The sequence below is a fragment of the Caulobacter sp. AVps18 genome (genome assembly GCF_058681425.1).
Genome location: NZ_CM178737.1, coordinates 1525501 through 1545317 on the forward strand (window position 1 = coordinate 1525501; position 19817 = coordinate 1545317).

21 protein-coding genes are annotated in these 19817 nt (G+C 67.5%); 18 read left to right on the plus strand and 3 right to left on the minus strand.

Annotated elements, in window-relative coordinates; genetic code table 11:
- Position 1: 1 nt before the first annotated feature.
- Positions 2–382, minus strand: a complete 381-nt coding sequence (locus tag ACW179_RS07100) for an AtpZ/AtpI family protein (RefSeq protein ID WP_492063601.1) — start codon at positions 380–382, stop codon at positions 2–4.
- 418 nt (positions 383–800) lie between these two features.
- Here ACW179_RS07100 and ACW179_RS07105 point away from each other — a divergent pair, with 418 nt between their 5' ends.
- The 6 genes from ACW179_RS07105 (at position 801) to ACW179_RS07130 (ending at position 7289) form a co-directional block, all read left to right on the plus strand.
- Positions 801–1184 (plus strand): DUF6481 family protein, encoded by a 384-nt coding sequence (locus ACW179_RS07105; protein ID WP_492063602.1) that lies wholly within the window; start codon positions 801–803, stop codon positions 1182–1184.
- A gap of 131 nt (positions 1185–1315) precedes the next feature.
- Complete coding sequence (locus ACW179_RS07110; RefSeq protein WP_492064264.1) at positions 1316–2080, plus strand: TSUP family transporter; 765 nt, start codon at positions 1316–1318, stop codon at positions 2078–2080.
- 145 nt (positions 2081–2225) lie between these two features.
- Positions 2226–2570, plus strand: coding sequence for a YciI family protein (locus tag ACW179_RS07115; RefSeq protein WP_492063603.1), 345 nt, complete (start codon positions 2226–2228; stop codon positions 2568–2570).
- A 5-nt stretch (positions 2571–2575) separates the two neighbouring features.
- Positions 2576–3805 (plus strand): RNA polymerase sigma factor, encoded by a 1230-nt coding sequence (locus ACW179_RS07120; RefSeq protein ID WP_492063604.1) that lies wholly within the window; start codon positions 2576–2578, stop codon positions 3803–3805.
- 30 nt (positions 3806–3835) lie between these two features.
- Positions 3836–5629, plus strand: coding sequence for a feruloyl-CoA synthase (locus ACW179_RS07125; protein ID WP_492063605.1), 1794 nt, complete (start codon positions 3836–3838; stop codon positions 5627–5629).
- A 118-nt stretch (positions 5630–5747) separates the two neighbouring features.
- The gene (locus ACW179_RS07130) at positions 5748–7289 is read left to right on the plus strand and encodes an acetolactate synthase large subunit (protein ID WP_492063606.1); all 1542 of its coding nucleotides are present in this window, start codon (positions 5748–5750) and stop codon (positions 7287–7289) included.
- Between the two features lie 176 nt (positions 7290–7465).
- On the opposite strand, the gene ACW179_RS07135 is transcribed toward ACW179_RS07130, so the two are convergent.
- A complete protein-coding gene (locus ACW179_RS07135; RefSeq protein WP_492063607.1) occupies positions 7466–8806 on the minus strand; it encodes a hypothetical protein in 1341 nt (446 codons plus the stop codon).
- A 120-nt stretch (positions 8807–8926) separates the two neighbouring features.
- Here ACW179_RS07135 and ACW179_RS07140 point away from each other — a divergent pair, with 120 nt between their 5' ends.
- The 5 genes from ACW179_RS07140 to ACW179_RS07160 all read left to right on the plus strand — a co-directional run bounded on the left by ACW179_RS07140 (position 8927) and on the right by ACW179_RS07160 (position 13410).
- Positions 8927–10018 carry an MBL fold metallo-hydrolase gene (locus tag ACW179_RS07140; protein ID WP_492063608.1) on the plus strand — a complete coding sequence of 364 codons (1092 nt, stop codon included), beginning with the start codon at positions 8927–8929 and terminating at the stop codon, positions 10016–10018.
- Between the two features lie 69 nt (positions 10019–10087).
- Complete coding sequence (locus ACW179_RS07145) at positions 10088–10858, plus strand: enoyl-CoA hydratase (RefSeq protein ID WP_492063609.1); 771 nt, start codon at positions 10088–10090, stop codon at positions 10856–10858.
- Between the two features lie 160 nt (positions 10859–11018).
- A complete protein-coding gene (locus ACW179_RS07150; RefSeq protein WP_492063610.1) occupies positions 11019–11987 on the plus strand; it encodes an SDR family NAD(P)-dependent oxidoreductase in 969 nt (322 codons plus the stop codon).
- A 52-nt stretch (positions 11988–12039) separates the two neighbouring features.
- Positions 12040–12897 carry an SDR family oxidoreductase gene (locus tag ACW179_RS07155; RefSeq protein WP_492063611.1) on the plus strand — a complete coding sequence of 286 codons (858 nt, stop codon included), beginning with the start codon at positions 12040–12042 and terminating at the stop codon, positions 12895–12897.
- 33 nt (positions 12898–12930) lie between these two features.
- Positions 12931–13410: a GNAT family N-acetyltransferase gene (locus tag ACW179_RS07160; protein WP_492063612.1), complete on the plus strand. Its 480-nt coding sequence runs from the start codon at positions 12931–12933 to the stop codon at positions 13408–13410.
- 178 nt (positions 13411–13588) lie between these two features.
- Here the strand turns inward: ACW179_RS07160 and ACW179_RS07165 are convergent, their stop codons facing one another.
- Positions 13589–14857 (minus strand): MFS transporter, encoded by a 1269-nt coding sequence (locus ACW179_RS07165; RefSeq protein WP_492063613.1) that lies wholly within the window; start codon positions 14855–14857, stop codon positions 13589–13591.
- A gap of 96 nt (positions 14858–14953) precedes the next feature.
- On the opposite strand from ACW179_RS07165, the gene ACW179_RS07170 reads away from it, so the two are divergent.
- From ACW179_RS07170 to ACW179_RS07200, 7 genes are all read left to right on the plus strand, one after another.
- Positions 14954–14998 carry a hypothetical protein gene (locus ACW179_RS07170; protein ID WP_199223529.1) on the plus strand — a complete coding sequence of 15 codons (45 nt, stop codon included), beginning with the start codon at positions 14954–14956 and terminating at the stop codon, positions 14996–14998.
- Between the two features lie 58 nt (positions 14999–15056).
- Positions 15057–15581 (plus strand): GNAT family N-acetyltransferase, encoded by a 525-nt coding sequence (locus tag ACW179_RS07175; protein ID WP_492063614.1) that lies wholly within the window; start codon positions 15057–15059, stop codon positions 15579–15581.
- Positions 15582–15628: 47 nt separating this feature from the next.
- Positions 15629–16204, plus strand: a complete 576-nt coding sequence (locus ACW179_RS07180) for a DUF1285 domain-containing protein (protein WP_492064265.1) — start codon at positions 15629–15631, stop codon at positions 16202–16204.
- Positions 16201–16839: a CoA pyrophosphatase gene (locus ACW179_RS07185; protein WP_492063615.1), complete on the plus strand. Its 639-nt coding sequence runs from the start codon at positions 16201–16203 to the stop codon at positions 16837–16839. The genes ACW179_RS07180 and ACW179_RS07185 overlap by 4 nt, the downstream gene beginning before the upstream one ends.
- A gap of 211 nt (positions 16840–17050) precedes the next feature.
- Positions 17051–18304, plus strand: a complete 1254-nt coding sequence (locus ACW179_RS07190) for a CCA tRNA nucleotidyltransferase (RefSeq protein ID WP_492063616.1) — start codon at positions 17051–17053, stop codon at positions 18302–18304.
- A complete protein-coding gene (locus ACW179_RS07195) occupies positions 18304–19005 on the plus strand; it encodes a glutamine amidotransferase-related protein (RefSeq protein ID WP_492063617.1) in 702 nt (233 codons plus the stop codon). Before ACW179_RS07190 ends, ACW179_RS07195 begins: the two co-directional genes overlap by 1 nt.
- Positions 19006–19107: 102 nt before the next feature.
- Positions 19108–19812 (plus strand): hypothetical protein, encoded by a 705-nt coding sequence (locus ACW179_RS07200; RefSeq protein WP_492063618.1) that lies wholly within the window; start codon positions 19108–19110, stop codon positions 19810–19812.
- The last annotated feature ends 5 nt before the right edge of the window (positions 19813–19817 follow it).

A 19817-nucleotide genomic window follows, 5' to 3' on the forward strand; every position in this document is an offset into this window, starting at 1 on the left:
CCTAGTCTCTCTTCTGCTTGGGGGCGGTAGACCCGCCTCCCGTGTCTTCGCCGGCCTGCCCCTTGGGAGCCTCTGCCGACGCCTGCGCGCTCATTTGCATCGCCTTGCGGACGACGCCGAAGATCGACGCCCCCATGCCGATCAGCAGACCGCCGACCATGCCCCAGGGCGCCGTTCCGACGAACCGGTCGAGAAGCCAGCCAAAGCCGAGCCCCACCAGAACGCCGCCGATCAAATCCGCCAAGAGCCGATAGCCGTCCTGGGACGATTTCTCGTTCTCGGCGCGAACCGGCTTTTCCGCCGCCTTCTTGGCCTCGAAAGCGCCGAGCCGAGCGTCGAGGCTTTGGAAAGCCTTGTCGTTCGGTTCGTCGGCCTTGGGCATGGGAGCGGTCAGGTCCGAAAACGCCTGCGGACACGCCAAAAAGTGGCGTATTTCCGGCCGGCTTGATCGCGGCGGAACCTATAGGGCTCGCTGCGGTGCGTCAAGGTTGCCTGAGTCATGTGCAAGCGACTGTATAATATGGCCTTTTACGCTACGGTGCCGTGCGGTGGGCAAATCCTTGCGGCGGCGCCGTCGTGGTCGCGCCACCTTGGCGGAAAGCCGGGCCGTCCAGGGCTTTGGGGGCAAGATTGTCGCGGGCCGCGGGGGTCGGGCCCCGCCCGGGTGGCCCTCTGCGACCCAGCTGAGCGACAAATAGATCGCTCCGGGCGCATTCCGTGACGCGCGCACGGGATGACGCATTGCTTTTTTCGCGATTTTGAGGTTTGAGAGCCCCGACTTTCCCTTAGCCAGAAGATTCATGTCGCATCTGAAGAACACCGGTTTCTCCGATCGTATCTCCGCCGCAGCCGAGGCCAAGAAGGCCATGCTCGCGAAGCTTAAGCCCAAGCCCACTGTGACCGACCCCAACTTCGACAAGCGCGAAGAGCTTCGCGCCGCCGAACTGGAAGCGGTGCGCGCGGCCCGGGCCGAAGCCCGCGAGCTGGTTCGCCTCGAGCAGCAAGCCAAGCAGGAGCTGATCCTGGCGGCCAAGCGCGCCGAGCGTAAGGAACGCAAGTCCGACGCGGCCGCCGAGCAGAAGATGCGCAAGGAAGAAAAGGCCGCTCAACGCGAGCAGCTGCGTTCCCTGGGCCGCAACACCAAGAGCGCCCGCGCTCACGAATGGGGCAACCTGATCGGTTGATCGGGCGGGAAGGGGCCTTGCGGCCCCTTTTCTTTGCTTAAAGCCCGGACTCGACCGCATGGTCCTGGCGCTCGCCAGTCCATGCGGGAGAGACCCCCGTGCCGTTTCTTGATCCGCAATTGCTGGCGACGATGTTCGCCGTGGCTGCCCTGGCCGGTGCCTTCGACGCCATTGCCGGCGGCGGTGGTCTGCTGACCCTGCCTGCCCTGCTGCTGGCCGGTCTCAATCCTGTCGCGGCCCTGGCCACCAACAAGCTGCAAGGGGCCTTCGGGTCGGTGTCCTCGACGATCGCCTTTGCGCGTCGCGGCCTGATCGACTGGAAGAGCGCCATTCCCGTGGCCCTCGCCGCCGGCCTGGCCGGCCTGTGCGGGGCCCTGTGCGCCAGCCTCCTGTCACCGCTTTTCCTGAAGGCCCTGGTGCCGGTCCTGCTGATCGCCATCGCTCTCTATTTCGCCCTGTCCAAGGCGCTGAAAGCCGAAGACGGCCCGCCGCGCCTGGCCCTGCCGGCCTTTGCGGGCTTCGTCGCGCCACTGGTCGGCTTTTATGACGGTATCTTCGGCCCCGGGGCGGGAGCCTTCTACATGGTGGCCATCGTCACCCTGCTGGGCTATGGCGCGCTGAAGGCCACGGCTCACACCAAGCTGGCCAATGCCGCCAGCAATCTGGGCAGCCTGCTGCTGTTCATCCTCAAGGGTGCGGTCGTCTGGCCCGTCGGCCTGGCGATGGCGGCCGGGGCCTTTATCGGCGCCCAGATCGGGTCGAGGCTGGCCATGCGCTTTGGTCCCCGGCTGATCCGCCCCCTGCTGGTGACCATGTCCTGCGCTATGGCCATCAAGCTGTTGGCCGATCCGGCCAATCCGCTGCGGCAGATGCTGGCGGGATGGCTGGGCAGCTGAGCGTCTGCCGCTGATGATGAACCCGGTGGAGACGAGCCATCAGGGCTCTCGACTTTTTCCCCAACCCCCTGTCGAATCCTGCCGACCTCGCACGTCTCTGCCCTGAAGGGAGCGCGGCGTGCGCTTGCCGGATGGGAGAGCCGACATGAAATACATGCTGTTGATCTACGAGAAGGAAGCCGAGTACGCCGGTGAAGCAGGCGAGACGCTCGGGGCCCAGATCATCGCCGGGCACATGGCGCTGATCGAAGAGTTGGCGGCGTCGGGGATCGAGTGGAGCGGGTCTGAATTGGCCCCGACCATCACCGCCGCGACGGTGACCCGGGACGGCGTTGTTCACGATGGTCCGTTCGCCGAGACCCACGAGCAGCTGGGCGGATACTACGTGGTCGACGTGCCCGACCGCGAGGCGGCTATAGCCTGGGCCCGCAAGATTCCGCTGTCGCCCGGCGGCAAGGTCGAGGTGCGTCCGCCCGGAGAGCACAGTTAGGTTTGGTGGCCGGCGGCTTGCTGGACCAGACCGCACGGGAGGTCGGAGGGCGGATCATTGCGGCCCTGGCCGCCAGCTTCCGCGACCTGGATCTGGCCGAGGAGGCCTTTGCCGAGGCCTGCGCCCGCGCTGCGGCAGTCTGGCCGTCCCGGCCGCCCAACGACCCGGCCGCATGGCTGTACGCCACGGCCCGCCGCGCGGCCCTGGACGCCGTGCGGCGGCGCAGCGTGCGACGACGTCTCACGCCCGAGCCGCCAGAACCGACGCGCAGCGTGGAGGAGGCCATGACTTCCGATGAGGCCCTGATCCCCGATGAGCGGTTAAGGCTGATCTTTGTCTGCTGCCACCCTGTCGTGCCGGCGGAGGTGCGAGCGCCCCTGACCCTGCGGCTGGTCTGCGGTCTCAGCGTGCGCGAGATCGCCCGCGCCTTTCTGGTGGCCGAGCCGGCCATGTTCCAGCGCCTGACCCGGGCCAAGCGCCGAATCGCCCAGTCGGGTGAACCGTTCGAGATCCCCGGACCCGAGGCCTGGAACACGCGGCTTTCAGCGGTGCTCTCCACCCTGGAGGTGGCCTATGCCAAGGCCCATGAGGATGCGGCGGGGGGGAGCGTCCACGCCGGCTTCGCCCGCGAGATGCTGGAGCTGACGGCGACGCTGGTCGCGCTTTTGCCGGATGAGCCCGAATGCTTGGGCTTGGCGGCGCTCGTCCGCTACGCCGAGGCCCGCCGCCCGGCCCGACTGGACGAGACCGGCGCCATGGTCCCCCTCTCGGAGCAGGACCCGACCCTGTGGCGCAAGCCCTTGATGACCGAGGCCGAGCGGCTGCTGCGCCGCGCCGCCGACCTGGACCGTCCCGGTCCGCGCCAGTTGCAGGCGGCGATTCACGCTGTCTGGTGCGGCCGCAAGAGCCTTGCCGAGCCGCCGCGCTGGGGCGCCGTGCTGCGCCTGTACGACGCCCTGCTGGCTTGGCGCGACGATGCCGTGGTGCGTCTGAACCGCGCGGTCGCCCTGGCCGAGGTGGCCGGTCCGGCCGTGGCCCTGGCGCAGGTCGAAGGGCTTAACCCGGCCGGCTTGACTGAATTTGCACCCTTCCACGCCCTGCGCGCCGACCTGCTGGCGCGACTGGGACGGGTGGGCGAGGCGCGCGTGGCCTATGACCACGCCCTGGCGCTGGACCCCGGCCCTGCGGAGCGGATGTGGCTTGAACGCCGACGAACATCGCTCGCTACGGATTGAACAACCCCAAGGAGCGCGGGATAAGGGGCGATGGACGGATCATCCCTCGCTACCGCGCCCTTTCGCGACGCCCGCTATGCCCCGCGCGCGCTTGATATCGAACAGCGCGGCGAGGCGCTGATCCTTCGCAACCCCATGCCCTATTCCGATGCGGTACAGACGGTGACCGAGCCGCTGGCCCGCTGGGCGGTCGAGGCGCCTGACCGCGTGTGGCTAGCTGAACGCGCTAATGAGCGTGGGAGCGAGGGTTGGCGGACGGTGACCTATGGGCAGGCAAAGTCCCGGATCGAGGCCCTGGCCGGTGGCCTCCGGGATCTGGGCCTGGGTCCGGAGAAGCCGCTGCTGATCCTGGCCCGCAACGGCATCGACCATGCCCTGATCGGCTATGCTGCCATGAGCCTGGGCGCGCCGATCGCGCCGGTCTCGCCGCAATATGGCCTGGCGGGCGCAGACCTTTCGCGGCTGGCTTTCGCGGTCGAGCGGCTGAAGCCGGCAGTGGTCTATGCTGACGATGCAGCAGCCTTCGGCGGCGCCTTGGCCGCGCCGTTCCTGGCGGGCTTGCCGGTCGTCGCGAGTTTGAACGCGCGCGTAGGCGATATCGGCTTTGCCGACCTCCTGAAATCGCCACCGGCTGCGCCCCTGTGCCAGCCCGACCACGTGGCCAAGCTACTGCTGACCTCCGGCTCGACCGGCAAGCCCAAGGCGGTGATCTGCACCCACGCCAATATTGCGCTCAACGCCGCCCAGATCGAGGCCTGTTACGCCGATCCCGAACCGCCGGTGCTGGTCAATTCCGCCCCCTGGAGCCACAGCCTGGGCGCCAACGCCATCCTGCACATGGTGCTGCACCGGGGCGGGACGCTGTATATCGACGCGGGTCAGCCGACCCCGACGCGCTTTGCCGAAACCCTGCGCAATCTGCGCGAGGTCTCGCCCACCTATCACAACATGGTCCCGGCCGGCTGGGGCCTGCTGATCGGCGAGCTGGAGCGGGACGAGGCCCTGGCCCGCCGGTTCTTCGAAAAGGTTCGGGTGCTGCAATATGGCGGCGCGTCCATGGCCCAGTCGATCCTCGACCGGGTCCAGGCCGTGGCGGTGCGCACCATCGGCGAGCGGGTGACCTTCGCGGCCGGCTATGGCGCCACCGAGACGGGGCCGACCGCCTGCAACATCCACTGGCTGAACGCTCGCTCGGGCATGGTCGGCCTTCCGACGCCAGGGACGGCGGTGAAGCTCGTCCCCTCCGGCGACAAGTTCGAGATCCGCGTGAAGGGGCCGCAGGTCTCGCCCGGCTACCTGGACCAGCCCGAAGCCACCCGCGACGCCTTTGACGAGGACGGCTTCTATCGCCTGGGCGACGCCGCACGGCTGGCCGATCCTGAAGACCCGGCGGCCGGGCTCGTGTTCGACGGGCGGCTGGTCGAGAACTTCAAGCTGGCCAGCGGCACATTCGTTGCGGCCGGCGCCCTGCGGGTGGCTGCGGTCTCGGCGATCGGCGGGGTCGTCTCCGACGCCGTGGTCTGCGGCGAGGGTCAGGACGGAGTCGGGCTGATGCTCTTTATCGATCCCACCGCCGCCGCGCGGCTGGGTGACGCTTCCGCCGCACGCGCCGCCATCGTCGAGGGCCTGACCCGGATGAACGCCTCGGCCAAGGGTGGCGGCAAGGTGGCCCGCGCCCTGATCCTCGACGGCGCTCCTGACGCGGGTTCGGGCGAACTGACCGACAAGGGCTATATCAACCAGGCCCTGGCGCGCGACCGGCGGCCCCGAGAACTGGAGCGACTGTTCGCCCAGGCTCCGGATAGCGACATCATCGTGCTTTAAGGCTGGCATCCCGGACCAAGACCCGGGACCGCGACAGGCGCCGGCGCATCCGGTGGTCCCGGCCCGGCGCGCCTCGCGCTTGGCCGGGATGGTAAGAAGACTAGGGAAAGAAACCAGAATGAACGGCGCCGACGCCCTGATCACCACCTTGGCCGACAACGGCGTCACCGCCTGTTTCGCCAATCCCGGCACCAGCGAGATGCAGTTTGTCGCCGCCCTGGACCGCGAGCCGCGCATGCGTTCGATCCTGTGCCTGTTCGAGGGCGTGGCCACCGGTGCGGCTGACGGCTATGGGCGCATGACAGGCAAGCCGGCCTGCACCCTGCTGCACCTGGGTCCCGGCTACGCCAATGGCGCGGCCAATCTGCACAATGCGCGGCGGGCCTATACGCCGATCGTCAATGTGATCGGCGACCACGCCACCGACCATCGCCAGTATGACGCGCCGCTCAATTCCGACATTGCGGCCCTGGCCGCGCCCAACTCGATCTGGGTCAAGTCGGCCGAGTCCGCTGACGAGGTCGGGGCCCTGGCCGCGCAGGCCGTGGCCGCCAGTTTCGGCGCGCCGGGCGGCAATGCCTGCCTGATCCTGCCCGCCGACAGCGCCTGGAACGAGACGAACGCTGCCGGGCCGGTGATCGAGGCTCCGCGTCCCGCCGCGCCCAACGCCTCAGCCGTCGCCGCCGTTGCCGCAGCGATCAAGGCCGCCGACAAGCCCGTGGTTCTGCTGGGCTCCAGCGGATGTGGCGAGGCGGGCATCGCCGCCGCCGGGCGTCTGGCCGCCGTCGGGGTTCGGGTGCTGACCGACACCTTCACCGCCCGCCAGTCGCGGGGCGAGGGTCGCTTCAGACCCGACAAGATGATGTATTTCGGCGAACAGGCCCTCAAGGACCTGACCGGGGTTGATCTGATTGTCCTGGCCGGAACCAGCCAACCCGTAGCCTTCTTCGCCTATCCCGACCGGCCCAGCGTTCTGGTCCCAGAGGGCTGCGCGCTTGAGACCCTGTGCGGCCGGGAGGTCGATGCGCCTGCCGCCCTCAACGCCCTGGCCGACGCCCTGGGTGCCCCCGCGCAGGGAACTGCCGAGGCCTATGTCCCGCCTGCCGCGCCCGGCGAAAAGTTCGATGCCTGGGCCATGGGCGCGTCCATCGCCCGGCACATGCCGACGGGCGGGATCATCTCGGACGACGCCGTGACTGCCGGTCTGCCGATCTTCACCCAGACCCGCAATGCCCGCGCCCATGACTGGCTGAGCCTGACCGGCGGCGCCATCGGCCAGGGCATCCCCGTCGCCATCGGCGCGGCGGTGGCCTGTCCTGACCGCAAGGTGCTGAGCTTGAACGGCGATGGCGCGGGCATGTACACGGTGCAGGGCCTGTGGACCATCGCCCGCGAAAAGCTGGACGTCACCGTGGTGATCTTCGCCAACGGCGCCTATCGCATCCTGGGCATCGAGATGGGCCGCACCGGCGGCGGCGAACCGGGTCCCAAGGCCTCGCGCCTGCTGGACCTGGGCGATCCGCGTATCGACTGGGTGGCGCTGGCCAGCGGCCTTGGCCTGCCGGCGCAGCGGGTCGAGACGGCGCAGGCGTTCGATGCGGCGATGGAAAAGGCGATGACGACGCCGGGGCCGCATTTCATCGAAGCGGCGATGAAATAGGTCCTCCTCCTCAAGGGGGAGGCGGCCGTCAGGCCGGCGGGGGAAGACCGCAATGAGTCAGCAGCACTTCCCCCTCCGTCGCCTGCGGCGACACCTCCCCCGCTAGGGGGAGGATTAAAAAAGCCCGCCGGGAGCGATCCCGGCGGGCTTTGCTTTTCAGGTCGCGAAGGACCCGATCAGCTCTTCTTGACGTTGGTCGGCAGCTTGCAGCCGCCGCCGATACCCTTGGCCTGCGAGCAGGACAGGATTTCCTTGGACTTCGGGTTGGGCGTGTTGACCGGATAGCTCATCACCCAGCCCGGCAGGCCGTCGGAGCAGGCGACCTCGACATAGCCTTCGGTGTCATTGCGACCCACCAGGCGAACGCTGGAAACCTCGCATGAACCCTTGCCATAGGCCTTAAGGTCGGCCGACAGGCGCGGGAACGCGGTGTCCGACTTGGAGAAGCTGCAGCGATAGCCGTTCAGTTCAGAGGTCAGGCAGTCATAGACCACCGCCGGACCGGCCGAGAAGATTGCGATCGCACCGTCGGGACGGTTCTTGCACTTCAGCTCGACGACTTCCTTCCTGTTATCTTCGCTGGGCAGCATGCCGTACTTCTCGACCTGACAGTCGAAGCCGGCCTTGGTGGCCAGCTTGCTGTACAGACCGGCCTGTTCGGTCAAGGCTGCGGTGGCGTCTGTCAGCGTGCAGCCGCCGCCGACGAAGCTGGCCTGGGTGCAGTCAATGGTGCGGGCCAGAGCGCCGCCGGCCACAGTCTGCTGCAGCATGTAGCCCTTGCCGTCGGCGCAGGCGACTTCGAAGTAGTTGTCGGCCTTGGTGCTGAGGACGTAGCGCTTGTCCTTGACCGTGCAGTTCTTGCCCGAGGCTGCGGCCAGGGTGTCGACGATGGCCAGCTGGGCGGCCTTGTCGGTCAGCTTGCAGCTGACATTGGCACCCTCTTCGTAAAGCAGGCAGCTGTTGGCGACGACTTCACCGGCCACATTGACCGGGCTGACGGTCTGGACGATGTAGCCCGAGTTGCCCTTGCAGGCGACTTCGAAGTACGAATTCTTGGCCCCCGAACCGATGGCGCGGGCGTTTTCGATGTCGCAGGTCACGCCGGCCTTGGCGATGAACGGCTTGAGGCCGGCCTTCTGGTCGGCGTTGCCCGGCAGAAGGCAGAGCAGGCCGCCGGGCTTTCCATCCGGCCCGGGAACGGCGGTTTCAAGGCAGCTGAACGCCTGGGGCGCAGTGTCCTTCTTGGCGACGAGCGCAAAGCCCATGCTGTCCTGGCAGGCGACTTCGTAATAGCTGGTCGCCGACTTCTTGTCGGCCCCGATCAGGCGCGCGTCAGCGACGGTGCAGCCCAAGCCGATCGCCTGGACGATAGGGGGCGCTTCCTTCATGCCCGTTTCGCGCGCCTTGGCGTCGATAGCGGGCTTGTCCTTGCTCTCTTTCGGCGCCGAAATGACGGCGGCGGGGATAAGCGCGCCGAGCGCGAGGGCGGCGGCCAAGCCGATCGCGAGTGGCCTCATGGGGAACATCTCCTGGGTCGATTCCTCGCGCGGACATAAGCGCGCGCTTGCGTTGGGGGTCAAGATGTCCTCCGAGGTGAGCGAAAACATGGCGACAGCCTGAACGGAGGGGATCAGCCGATGCGTGACGGGATCGAAGAAGAGGCGGTTGAGCCTCGCCGGCCCAAGCTGGTCTATCCGTTCGAGACGGTTCCCGAGCAGGGCACAGGCGACGCCGTCGAGGTCGCGCCAGGCGTTCTGTGGCTCAGGCAGCCTCTGGGTGGGTCGCTACAGTTCATCAATGTCTGGGCCATAGCCGACGGCGAGGGCTGGGCGATCGTCGATACCGGTGTCCAGACCAAGGAGACCAGCCAGGCCTGGCGGGCGGCCTTTGCCGGAGCGCTGGGCGGCAAGCCGATCACACGGGTGATCTGCACCCACCTGCATCCTGACCATGTGGGCCTGGCCGGCTGGATCGTGCGCAAGTTCGACTGTCGGCTGTGGATGACCCGCCTGGAATATTTCCAGTGCCGGATGCTGGTAGCCGACACCGGCCGCGAGGCACCCGAGGACGGGGTGCGGTTCTTCAAGGCCGCCGGCTGGGACGAGGACGCCATCGAGAACTACAAGGCCCGCTTCGGCGGCTTCGGAAAGGCGATCTACGCCCTTCCCGACAGCTATCGCCGCCTGTCGGACGGCGAGGATTTCGACATCGGCGGCAAGACCTGGCGTGTGGTGACGGGGCAGGGCCATTCACCTGACCACGCTTGCCTGTGGTGCCCGGAACTGGATGTGCTGATCAGCGGCGATCAGGTGCTGCCGCGCATCTCGTCCAATGTCTCGGTGTTTCCGACTGAGGCCGAAGCTGACCCCCTGACCGACTGGCTGACTTCGCTGGCCAAGGTCAAGGCGACCGTGCCTGACAGCGTGCTGGTGCTGCCGGCCCACAATGATCCGTTCCATGGGCTGCACGCGCGGATCGACCATCTGATCGGCGGCCACGAGCGGGGCCTGTCGCGACTGCAAAAGAAGATTGCGGAACCCCGGCGGGTGATCGACGTTTTCGGAGCCCTGTTCGCCCGGCCGATCGGTCCGGACCTCTTGGGCATGGCGACGGGCGAGGCGCTGGCTCACCTCAACTGCCTGATCGGCCGGGGCCTGGTAACGCGCCAGGCCGACGCCGAGGGGGTCGCCTGGTACCGCTCGAGCAGGGGGCCTGAAACATCTGTTTGATTTTCTCGCGCGGCGTATAGGCTCGGCCTGCGCCCGCTTGCAAACCAAGTTCCCCAACGGAGATCCCGCATGACCGAGCAAGTGAAGGTTGAGATCGACGCCGGTGTGATGACCATCACCCTGTCGCGTCCGGAAAAGAAGAACGCCCTGTCCAACGCCATGTATGGCGTGCTGGCCGACAGCCTGGAGCAGGCCGAGACCGACCCCGCCGTGCGGGTGGTGCTGTTCCAGGCCGATGGCGACGCCTTCACGGCCGGCAATGACCTGGCCGACTTCACCGCCCAGGCCACCGGCGCGTTCAGCGGCGAGCGGCATGTCGGGCGGTTCCTCAAGGCCCTGGCCAACGCCACCCGGCCGCTGGTCGCCGCCGTGCATGGCCAGGCCGTGGGTGTAGGTACAACCATGCTGCTGCATTGCGACCTGGTATTCACCAGCCCCGACGCGCGCCTGACCACGCCCTTCGTCAACCTGGCCCTGGTGCCCGAAGCCGCCTCCAGCTGGCTGCTGCCGGCCCGCATCGGCCACGCTCGCGCCTATGCGATGTTCGCGCTCGGCGAAGCGGTGGACGGCACGACTGCGGCTGCCTGGGGTCTGTCAAATGCGGTGGTGCCGCTGGACGAGCTGCGCGCCCGGGCCCGCGCTTCGGCCGACCAGTTGGCCAAGCGGCCGCTGGGGGCCCTGACCACCACCAAGCGCCTGATGCGCGACGCCGAGAAGATCGCCGCCCTGATGGACACCGAAGGCACCCTGTTCGCCGAGCGCCTGCAGACCGCCGAAGCCCGCGAGGCCTTCATGGCTTTCGCCGAGCGTCGTCCGGCCGACTTCAGCAAGGTCGCCTAAGCCCTCCTTTTGTTGTCATCCCGGACGCGCCGCAGGCGCGATCCGGGACCCAGGGGCGGCCGCAGTGCATTGGCCCCTGGGTCCCGGCTCTACGCTCCGCTCCGGCCGGGATGACAAGATTTATGGCAATAAAAACAATAGAACATCGGGAGAGAACGACATGGCCGACCGCATCACCTCGGGCTTCAGCCCCTATACCCCGGCCCGCGACGTGGTCGCCGGCCATGACCTGACCGGCAAGGTGGCCATCGTCACCGGTGCCGCCACGGGTATCGGCGTCGAGACCGCCCGCGCCCTGGCCGAAGCCGGGGCGGAAGTCGTTATCGCGGTCCGCAAGCCCGACCTGGCCGAGGCCGCCGTTGCCGAGGTCAACAAGACCGCGAGAGGCGCGAAAGCCTCCTGGTCGATGCTGGATCTGTCCAGCTTCAAGTCGATCCGCGCCTTTGCCGAGCGCTGGGGCGACAAGCCGCTGAACATCCTGATCAACAACGCCGGCGTCATGGCCTGCCCGCTCGCCTATACCGAGGACGGTCTGGAGATGCAGATCGGCACCAACCATTTCGGCCACTATCTGCTGTCGGTGTTGCTGGCCCCGAACCTGATCGCCGGCGCCAAACAGTCGGGCAAGACCTCGCGGCTGGTGTCGCTGTCGTCGATCGGCCACCGCCGCGCGGGGGTGAATTTCGATGACCTGCACTACAGGGGCCGCGACTACGACAAGTGGGAAAGCTACGGCCAGGCCAAGTCGGCCAATGCCCTGTTCGCAGTCGGCTTCAATGCGCGGTTCAAGGACCAGGGCGTGTTCGCCAATGCCGTGATGCCGGGCGGCATCATGACCCCGCTGCAGCGCCACCTGCCCATCGAGGAGCAGATCGCCCTGGGCTGGATCGACGACAAGGGCAATGTCCGCGACGGCTTCAAGACGACCGAAGAAGGCGCATCGACCAGCGTCTGGGCTGCCGTCGGTGACGAGCTTGAAGGCGTGGGCGGGCTCTATCTGGAAGATCTGGCGCAGGCGCAGCCGTGGACCAAGGACAAACCCTGGGCCGGCGTCCTGCCGCATGCCCTAGATCCCGAGGCGGCCGAGCGCCTGTGGGCCCTGTCGGTCGAAACCACGGGGGCTGGATGAACCTGGCCAGCAGCGGGCCCAAGCCAATCCACATTCAACGGGAGTTTCTCTGATGTCGCTTCAAGGCAAGACCCTGTTCATCACCGGTGCCTCGCGCGGCATCGGCTTGGCCATCGCGCTGAGAGCCGCGCGAGACGGGGCAGATATCGTCATCGCCGCCAAGACTGCGGAGGCCCACCCCAAGCTGCCCGGCACCATCTATTCGGCGGCGGCGCAGATCGAGGCCGTCGGCGGCAAGGCGCTGCCGCTGATCGTCGACGTGCGCGAGGAAGCCAGCGTCTATGAAGCCGTCGAGAAGGCCGTGGCGACGTTCGGCGGCATCGACATCTGCGTGAACAACGCCTCGGCCATCTCGCTCACCGGCACGCTGTCGACCGACATGAAGCGCTATGACCTGATGCACCAGGTCAATACGCGCGGCACGTTCCTGACCTCCAAGGCCTGTATCCCGCACCTGAAGAAGGCGGAAAATCCGCACGTGCTGATGCTGTCGCCGCCGCTGGACATGGCACCGCACTGGTTCGGCAGCCACGTCGCCTACACCATGGCCAAGTTCGGCATGTCGATGTGCGTGCTGGGCATGGCCGAAGAGTTCAAAGGTGACGGGATCGCCTTCAACGCCCTGTGGCCGCGCACCGGCATCGCCACCGCCGCCATCCAGTTCGCCCTGGCCGGCGAGGAAGGCCTGCGCCACTGCCGGACCGTGGAGATCATGGCCGACGCGGCCCATGCGATCTTTGAGAAACCGTCGCGCGCATTTTCCGGCAATTTCCTGATCGACGACACGTTCCTCTACGGCGAGGGCGTCACCGACTTCACGCCCTACAGCGTCGATCCGACCGCCAGCCTGATGCCAGATTTCTTCGTGCCCGCCGACAGCGTCGCCCCTCCAGGCGTCAAGATCGGCTAGACGGACCAGACTTTCGCCAAAGCCCAGGGCTCCATGACCACCATCGTTCGTCCCGCCACGCCTGCCGACAGCGCGTTGATCCTGTCGTTCATCCGCGATCTGGCCGAGTATGAGAAGCTGCTCGACTCGGTTGAGGCGACCGAAGCCCACATCGCCGCTGCCCTGTTCGGTGAAAACCCCCGCGCCTTCGCCGACATCGCCGAGCTGGACGGCGAGCCGGTGGGCTTTGCCCTGTGGTTCTACAACTTCTCGACCTTCGTGGGCCGGCACGGGATCTATCTGGAGGACCTGTTCGTGCGGCCTTCCGCGCGCGGCGCCGGCGCAGGCAAGGCCCTGCTGGCCAATCTCGCCCGACGCTGCATCGAGGAGAATCTGGGACGGCTGGAATGGAGCGTGCTGGACTGGAACGCCCCGTCCATCGCCTTCTATGACAGCCTGGGCGCGGCCTCGATGGACGAATGGGTCATCCGGCGCATGACCGGCGACGCCCTGCGCAGGCTGGCGGGCGTTTGAAGCTATTCTCCTGCCCCGCATAGCGGGGGAGGTGGCGCGGCGCGGATACGCGACGTGACGGAGGGGGCGTCCAACCTTTCCGACAAGCCGTGTTTTGACGAGGGTGCCGCCCGATGCCCCCTCCGTCACGACGCCGATGGCGTCGCGCCACCTCCCCCGTTTCACGGGGCAGGAGAAGCTAGTCCAGCCGGTCGGCCTTGCGCAGTTCCGGGAACAGCCAGGCCCACAGGCCGGTCACGCCCATGGCTCCGATTCCGCCGAACACCGCCGCGCCGACGGGGCCCAGGAACCAGGCCGCGACGCCGCTCTCGGCCTCGCCCAGTTCGTTGGAGGCGCTGATGAATACGCCCGAGACCGCCGAGACCCGGCCGCGCATGGCGTCGGGGGTGACGATCTGCACCAGGGTCTGGCGAACATAGACGCTGAGCATGTCGGCCCCGCCCAGTAGGGCCAGGGCGCCGACCGACAGCCAGAGCAATTGCGAAAGCCCAAAGACCACGGTCGCCGCGCCGAATACGGCCACGCCCGCGAACATGATCCGGCCGGCATGGCGGCGGATCGGATTGGCCGCCAGATAGATGGCGACCAGGCAGGCTCCGATGGCCGGCGAGGCGCGCAGCAGACCAAAACCGCCAGGGCCGATATGCAGCACGTCCTTGGCGAACACCGGCAGCAGGGCCGTGGCACCGCCCAGGATCACCGCGAACAGGTCCAGCGAGATCGAGCCGAACACGATCTTGTTGTTCCAGACGTAAGACAGGCCTTCCTTGATCAGCTCAAGGCGCGACCCTGGCTGTGTCTCGGGCCGGGTGCTGTGGCGGATCATCAGGGCCATCACCGCCGCCGTCAGGTACAGAACCACTGACGCCCCGAAGGCCAGACCTGGGGAGTGGATCAGCAGCAGGCCGCCCAAGGCGGGACCGACGATCGAGCCGCTCTGCCAGGACAGCGAGTTCCAGGCTATGGCGCGGGGCAGCAGGGCGCGCGGCACCAGCATGGGCCCCAGGGCGGTGCTGGCCGGCGACATGAACGAGCGACTGGCCCCGAACAGCACCGAGACCGCGAAGATCGGCCACAGGGCGTGCGAGCCCGTCAGGGCCAGGAACAGCAGGACGCTGGCGCTGACCGCGTCGATCGCCAGGGTGATGGCGACAATATATTTGCGGGTCTGCCGGTCTGCCGTCTCGCCGGCGATCAGGGTCAGCAGCAGCAGCGGCAGGAACTGGGCCAGGCCGATCATGCTGACCAGGAAGGCTGACTCGCCGACCGAGTGGGTCAGACGCGCTATGGCGTAGACCTGCCAGCCCAGGGCCACCGACTGGATCTGCACCCCCAGCGTCGAGAGGAAGCGCTCGGCCCAGAACAGCATGAAGTCACGTTCCCGCAACAGGGCGCGGGTAGAGGTGTCTGGGACAGGTTCGGCGGACGCGGTGGGGAGGTCGGACATTGCGTTGCAGCATAGAGGCAGGACCCGGTATCGCAACGATGTTGACCTCGCAGAGCCTTGGCCCTAAAGCGCCCGCGAGCTTCCGGAGGTTGGGTGATGCGACGCCAACGACGAATGACGCGCGAACGCGCCACGATCTGACGCCCTCCCGCGCCTTCGCGTCGGGAGTTCCCGACGCCCTTTCGCATTCCGAAGGCCGATGACCTCCCTTTCCAAAGCCTCTACCCCATCCCTGTCCGCGCCCGTGCTGGTCCTTGAGACGCCGGCGATGGAGCGCGCCGTCACCACCCTGATCGACCGGGTGTTTGGCCCCGGCCGCTTCGCCAAGGTTTCCGAGCGCCTGCGCGAGGGCAACGCCCTGCTGGCCGACTGCTCCTATGTCGCGATGCGCGAGGGCCGCCCCGTGGGCTGCGTGCGCCTTTGGCCGGTGACCGTGGGCGGCGCGCCCGTCGCCTTCCTCGGGCCCCTGGCTGTCGATCCCGACGAGCGCAGCGCGGGCCTTGGCCAGACCCTGGTCGAAAGCGCCTGCGCCGCCGCGAAGGCGGCCGGCTGGAAGGCCGTGCTGCTGGTCGGCGACGCGCCCTATTTCACGCGCGCCGGCTTTTCTTCGGCCCACACGGCGGGCGTGGTCATGCCCGGGCCGGTGGATCAACGGCGGGTGCTGCTGAAAGCCCTGGTCGAGGGCGGTGACCTTGGCCTTTCGGGTCTGGTCGCTATCCCCTGAGGCGACATCGCCTTGAGTAGGGCGGCGGCATGGCCTACCTGAAAGCCATGACCGTCGATGCGCCCAAGGCCGGACTCGAAGGCGTCGCTGCGGCCGCCAAGGTCGCCGGCGCGCGCGGCCTGCCGCCGGTGCATTTATGGAACCCGCCCCATTGCGGCGAGATCGACATCCGCATCCGCAAGGACGGCGTCTGGTTCCATGAAGGCACGCCGATCGGCCGCGAGGCGCTGGTGCGGCTGTTCTCGACCGTGCTGCGGCTGGACCCCGACGGCTATCATCTCGTCACGCCCGCCGAGAAGATGAAGATCAGTGTCGAGGACGCGCCATTCATCGCCGTGCGGGTGGACCGGGATGGCGAGGTCCTGCGCTTCACGACCAATGTCGGCGACGAGGTCGAGGCTGGGCCCGACAACCCCATCCGCGTCGAGACCGATCCGGTCACCGGCGAGCCGCGCCCCTATGTGCATGTGCGCCGGGGGCTGGAAGCGCTGATCGCCCGGCCGGTCTTCTATGAATTGGCCGAGATGGCCCAGCCGCGTCCGACGCAGACCGGCGAAGAGTTCGGCGTGACCTCGAACGGGGCCTGGTTTCCCATCGCCCCGGCCGGGACGGTGGTCGCGTGACCCCGCAGGAACGCCGCGACTGGATCACCAGTCGACTGGACCCCATCGACCTTTACGACCCAAGCCTGGCCGATCCGGTGCGCTCGGACTTCGACCTCAATCCCGGCCTGACGTTTGATAACCCCCACGCCCTGCGGCCCGCCGCGGTGCTGGTGGGGCTCATCGAGCGTGAGGAGGGCCTGACCGTGCTGCTGACCCGACGGTCAGACACGATGCGCAGCCATACGGGCCAGATCGCCTTTCCCGGCGGCCGCTGCGATCCGGGCGAGACGCCCTGGGTCACTGCCCTGCGCGAGGCTCAGGAAGAAGTCGGGCTGGACCCCGGTTTCGTCAGCCTGGCGGGGCTGTTGCAGGGCTATCAGACGGTGACGGGGTTTCATGTCACGCCGGTGGTCGGCTTCATCGATCCGGCCGCCCAGCTGGTCGCCAGCCCCGAAGAGGTGGCCGACGTCTTTGAGACGCCGTTCGACTTCCTGATGAACGCCGACAATCACCAGCGCCAGCATCGCGAAACCCCCACCGGCGAGCGGCGACACTTCTACGCCATGCCATGGAACGATCGGTTCATCTGGGGCGCGACGGCGGGCATGTTGCGGGCGCTCTATGATCGCCTGCACCCCGAGACCAATGCCTGACCTAGAGCCCTTTCCGACCTGATGGCTTCATCAGGGTCGGGCGAAAAGGGCTCTAAATCAAAAGTTTAGAGCATTTTTCGATCCGATAACCGTTTCACACTTATCGGAAAATGCTCTAGCGGCACGCATTTCACCGCTAGCGAACGACGGAGGTCATGGCCTAACACTGTCGCCCGCGCCAGGGCATGACGGTTAGGGTTGGAGTTTGACGTTGCAGGGTGAATCGATCGGCATACCGCCCTGGATGGCGCTGCCCGAGACACGCGCCGTGATCGCTGCCCTGGAAGCCCAGGGTTTCCCTGGCTGCGCCCGTTTCGTCGGCGGCTGCGTGCGCAATACCCTGATGGGCAAACCCATCGACGACATCGACATCGCCACCACCCTGACCCCCGACCAGGTGATCGACGCCCTGTCGCGGGCCGGGCTGCGGGCCATTCCCACCGGGGTCGACCACGGTACCGTCACGGCTTTGTCGGGCGGAAAGCCCTATGAGATCACTACCCTGCGCCGCGACGTGTCCACCGACGGCCGCCGCGCCGTGGTGGCCTTCAGCCTGGACTGGGACCAGGACGCCCAGCGTCGCGACTTCCGCTTCAACGCCCTCTATGCCGACGCCGAGGGGCGGGTCTATGACCCGACCGGCGAGGGCCTGGCCGACGCGAGGGCCGGGCGCGTGGTGTTCGTCGGCGACCCCATGACCCGCATCCGCGAGGACTATCTGCGTATCCTGCGCTTCTTCCGGTTCCACGCCTGGTACGGCAAGGGCGAGGCCGACCAGAAGGCCCTGGCCGCCTGCAAGGCGCTCAAGGGCATGGTCTCGGGCCGCGCCGCCGAGCGCACCCAGAAGGAGCTGATGAAGCTGCTGGCGGCCGAGGACCCCCGTCCGGCCCTGCGGCTGATGGCGGCGACCGGCGTGCTGGGCTCGACCCTGCCCTTCGTCAAGTCGCTGGCCTGTTTCGACAGCCTGGTCAGTATCGAGACCGAGCAGCTGTTCGAGAATGATCCCGACCTGCGCCTGGCCTCGCTGATCCCTGGCGATCCGGCAGTAGCCGGCCAGATGGCCGAGCGCCTGCGCCTGGCCAATAATGTCCGCGACCGGTTGATTGATGCGGTGGGCGCCTCGCCGCGCATCGTCAGTTGGATGAGCCCGCGTGAGGCGCGCCGGGCGGTCTATGCCCTGGGCCTGCGCACCTTCTGCGACCGGGTGAAGCTGGCCTGGGCGGCTTCGGGGCGGCCGGTCACCGCGCCGCAGTGGCGGGCCCTGCTGGCCCTGGCCGAGACCTGGGCCCCGCCGACCTTCCCCTTGTCGGGCGAAGAGGTGATGAAGGCCGGCGTGCCCAAGGGGCCGATGGTGGGCGAGGTGATGCGCGAGATCGAGATCTGGTGGATCGACCAGGACTTCATCGAGGACAAGTTCAGCGCCATCGAGCGGCTGAAGGCGGTCGCCCAGGGCATGGTCTATTGATGCGGGTCGGTCTGCTGGAAACCGGCGAGCCGCCGGAAGCGCTGCAAGCGAGCTTCGGGCGCTATGGCGGGATGTTCCAGACCCTGCTGGGTCCGGCTCACAGCTATCGTGCCTATGATGTCCAGGCCGGCCATCTGCCGCAGGCGGCGGACGAGCAGGACGCCTGGATCATCACCGGCTCTTCAGTGGGCGTCTATGATCCCCTGCCGTGGATCGAACCGCTGTCGGACTTCCTGCGCGCCGCCAAGGGCCGGGTCCCGCTGGTCGGGGTGTGTTTCGGTCACCAGATCATGGCCCAGGCGTTCGGCGGCCAGGTGGTCAAGTCCGACAAGGGCTGGGGCGTGGGGCTGCATCGCTATGATGTCGCCGCCGCCGCGCCCTGGATGGATGGGGCGGCGCCTATCGCTATCCCCGCTTCGCATCAGGACCAGGTGGTGGCCTTGCCGCCCGGCGCGCAGGTGTTGGCGGGCAGCGCCTTCACCCCGTTCGGCGTGCTGGCCTATGACACAACAGCCATCTCGATGCAGGTCCATCCCGAGTTCGACCCCGCCTATGCGGCAGCCCTGATCGAGGCGCGGCGCGGCACGCGCTATACCGACGCCCAGGCCGACGCCGCCATCGCCACCCTGCAGGCACCCAACGACCGCGCTCGCGTTGCCGGGTGGATCGGCCGGTTCCTGCAGCAGGCGACCGAATCCTAGTCAAGCCTTATGACGTGCAGTTGAAGCTGCAATGCAATCCAACATTGAAATGGGCCGCATTTTGAGATAACGCTGTTCCTTCACTGTCCTCGGGTGGGTGCAATGGAATCCCTGAATCTGGTGATCGCCTTCATCGGCGCGACGGGAGCATTTGGCCTGACGGCCATGAGTCTGGTGGACGCCCTCAAGACCCTGCCCTTTGGTGGCGTGTCCTGGATCGGCTTTCCCTTTGTGGCCAAGGTGGTCGACAATCTGAAAGCGCCCCTGGCCGTGGCCATGGGGGGAGACTGGCGCAAGATCATTCTGGCCCACTGGATCAATGGGCGCCCACGTGGCGAGCAGATCGGCGTGATCCGCTCGATGATCCGCCTGGGGCTGAATGCGGAGACGGCCCCGGGGCTCGCCCACTACGGCGGTGTGAATGAGACAAGCTTGAAGGCGGTGGCCGAGAAGCTTGCGACGGGCGAGGAGCTTGAGCAGGTCGACGTAAACCTGATCGGCCGCCTTGAAGCCTCGATCGAGGCCCGTCTGGACGGCGCCTTTGACCGGGCCGATCAGGCCTATCGCAACTGGTCGCGACTGCTGGCCGGGGTACTGGCCGTGATCCTGGCGGTCGCGGTCCAGAAGATCATGGAGGATTCAGGCGTGGCCAAGGGCGACTTCGGGACATTCCTGCAATCAGACCAGGCAGGCTGTGCGGCGGTCGTGGTCGGCCTTCTGGCCGTGCCGGTCGCGCCGATCGCCAAGGATCTGGTCTCGGCCCTGACGGCGGCCTCCAAGGCCCTGCAGACTGCCCGCCGGCCGTGACGGGT

Coding starts and splice junctions, on each gene's coding strand:
- ACW179_RS07100 (WP_492063601.1), bottom strand. CDS start 382: ATGCCCAAGGCCGACGAACCGAACGACAAGGCTTTCCAAAGCCTCGAC.
- ACW179_RS07105 (WP_492063602.1), top strand. CDS start 801: ATGTCGCATCTGAAGAACACCGGTTTCTCCGATCGTATCTCCGCCGCA.
- ACW179_RS07110 (WP_492064264.1), top strand. CDS start 1,316: ATGTTCGCCGTGGCTGCCCTGGCCGGTGCCTTCGACGCCATTGCCGGC.
- ACW179_RS07115 (WP_492063603.1), top strand. CDS start 2,226: ATGAAATACATGCTGTTGATCTACGAGAAGGAAGCCGAGTACGCCGGT.
- ACW179_RS07125 (WP_492063605.1), top strand. CDS start 3,836: ATGGACGGATCATCCCTCGCTACCGCGCCCTTTCGCGACGCCCGCTAT.
- ACW179_RS07130 (WP_492063606.1), top strand. CDS start 5,748: ATGAACGGCGCCGACGCCCTGATCACCACCTTGGCCGACAACGGCGTC.
- ACW179_RS07135 (WP_492063607.1), bottom strand. CDS start 8,806: ATGAGGCCACTCGCGATCGGCTTGGCCGCCGCCCTCGCGCTCGGCGCG.
- ACW179_RS07140 (WP_492063608.1), top strand. CDS start 8,927: ATGCGTGACGGGATCGAAGAAGAGGCGGTTGAGCCTCGCCGGCCCAAG.
- ACW179_RS07145 (WP_492063609.1), top strand. CDS start 10,088: ATGACCGAGCAAGTGAAGGTTGAGATCGACGCCGGTGTGATGACCATC.
- ACW179_RS07150 (WP_492063610.1), top strand. CDS start 11,019: ATGGCCGACCGCATCACCTCGGGCTTCAGCCCCTATACCCCGGCCCGC.
- ACW179_RS07155 (WP_492063611.1), top strand. CDS start 12,040: ATGTCGCTTCAAGGCAAGACCCTGTTCATCACCGGTGCCTCGCGCGGC.
- ACW179_RS07160 (WP_492063612.1), top strand. CDS start 12,931: ATGACCACCATCGTTCGTCCCGCCACGCCTGCCGACAGCGCGTTGATC.
- ACW179_RS07165 (WP_492063613.1), bottom strand. CDS start 14,857: ATGTCCGACCTCCCCACCGCGTCCGCCGAACCTGTCCCAGACACCTCT.
- ACW179_RS07175 (WP_492063614.1), top strand. CDS start 15,057: ATGACCTCCCTTTCCAAAGCCTCTACCCCATCCCTGTCCGCGCCCGTG.
- ACW179_RS07180 (WP_492064265.1), top strand. CDS start 15,629: ATGACCGTCGATGCGCCCAAGGCCGGACTCGAAGGCGTCGCTGCGGCC.
- ACW179_RS07195 (WP_492063617.1), top strand. CDS start 18,304: ATGCGGGTCGGTCTGCTGGAAACCGGCGAGCCGCCGGAAGCGCTGCAA.
- ACW179_RS07200 (WP_492063618.1), top strand. CDS start 19,108: ATGGAATCCCTGAATCTGGTGATCGCCTTCATCGGCGCGACGGGAGCA.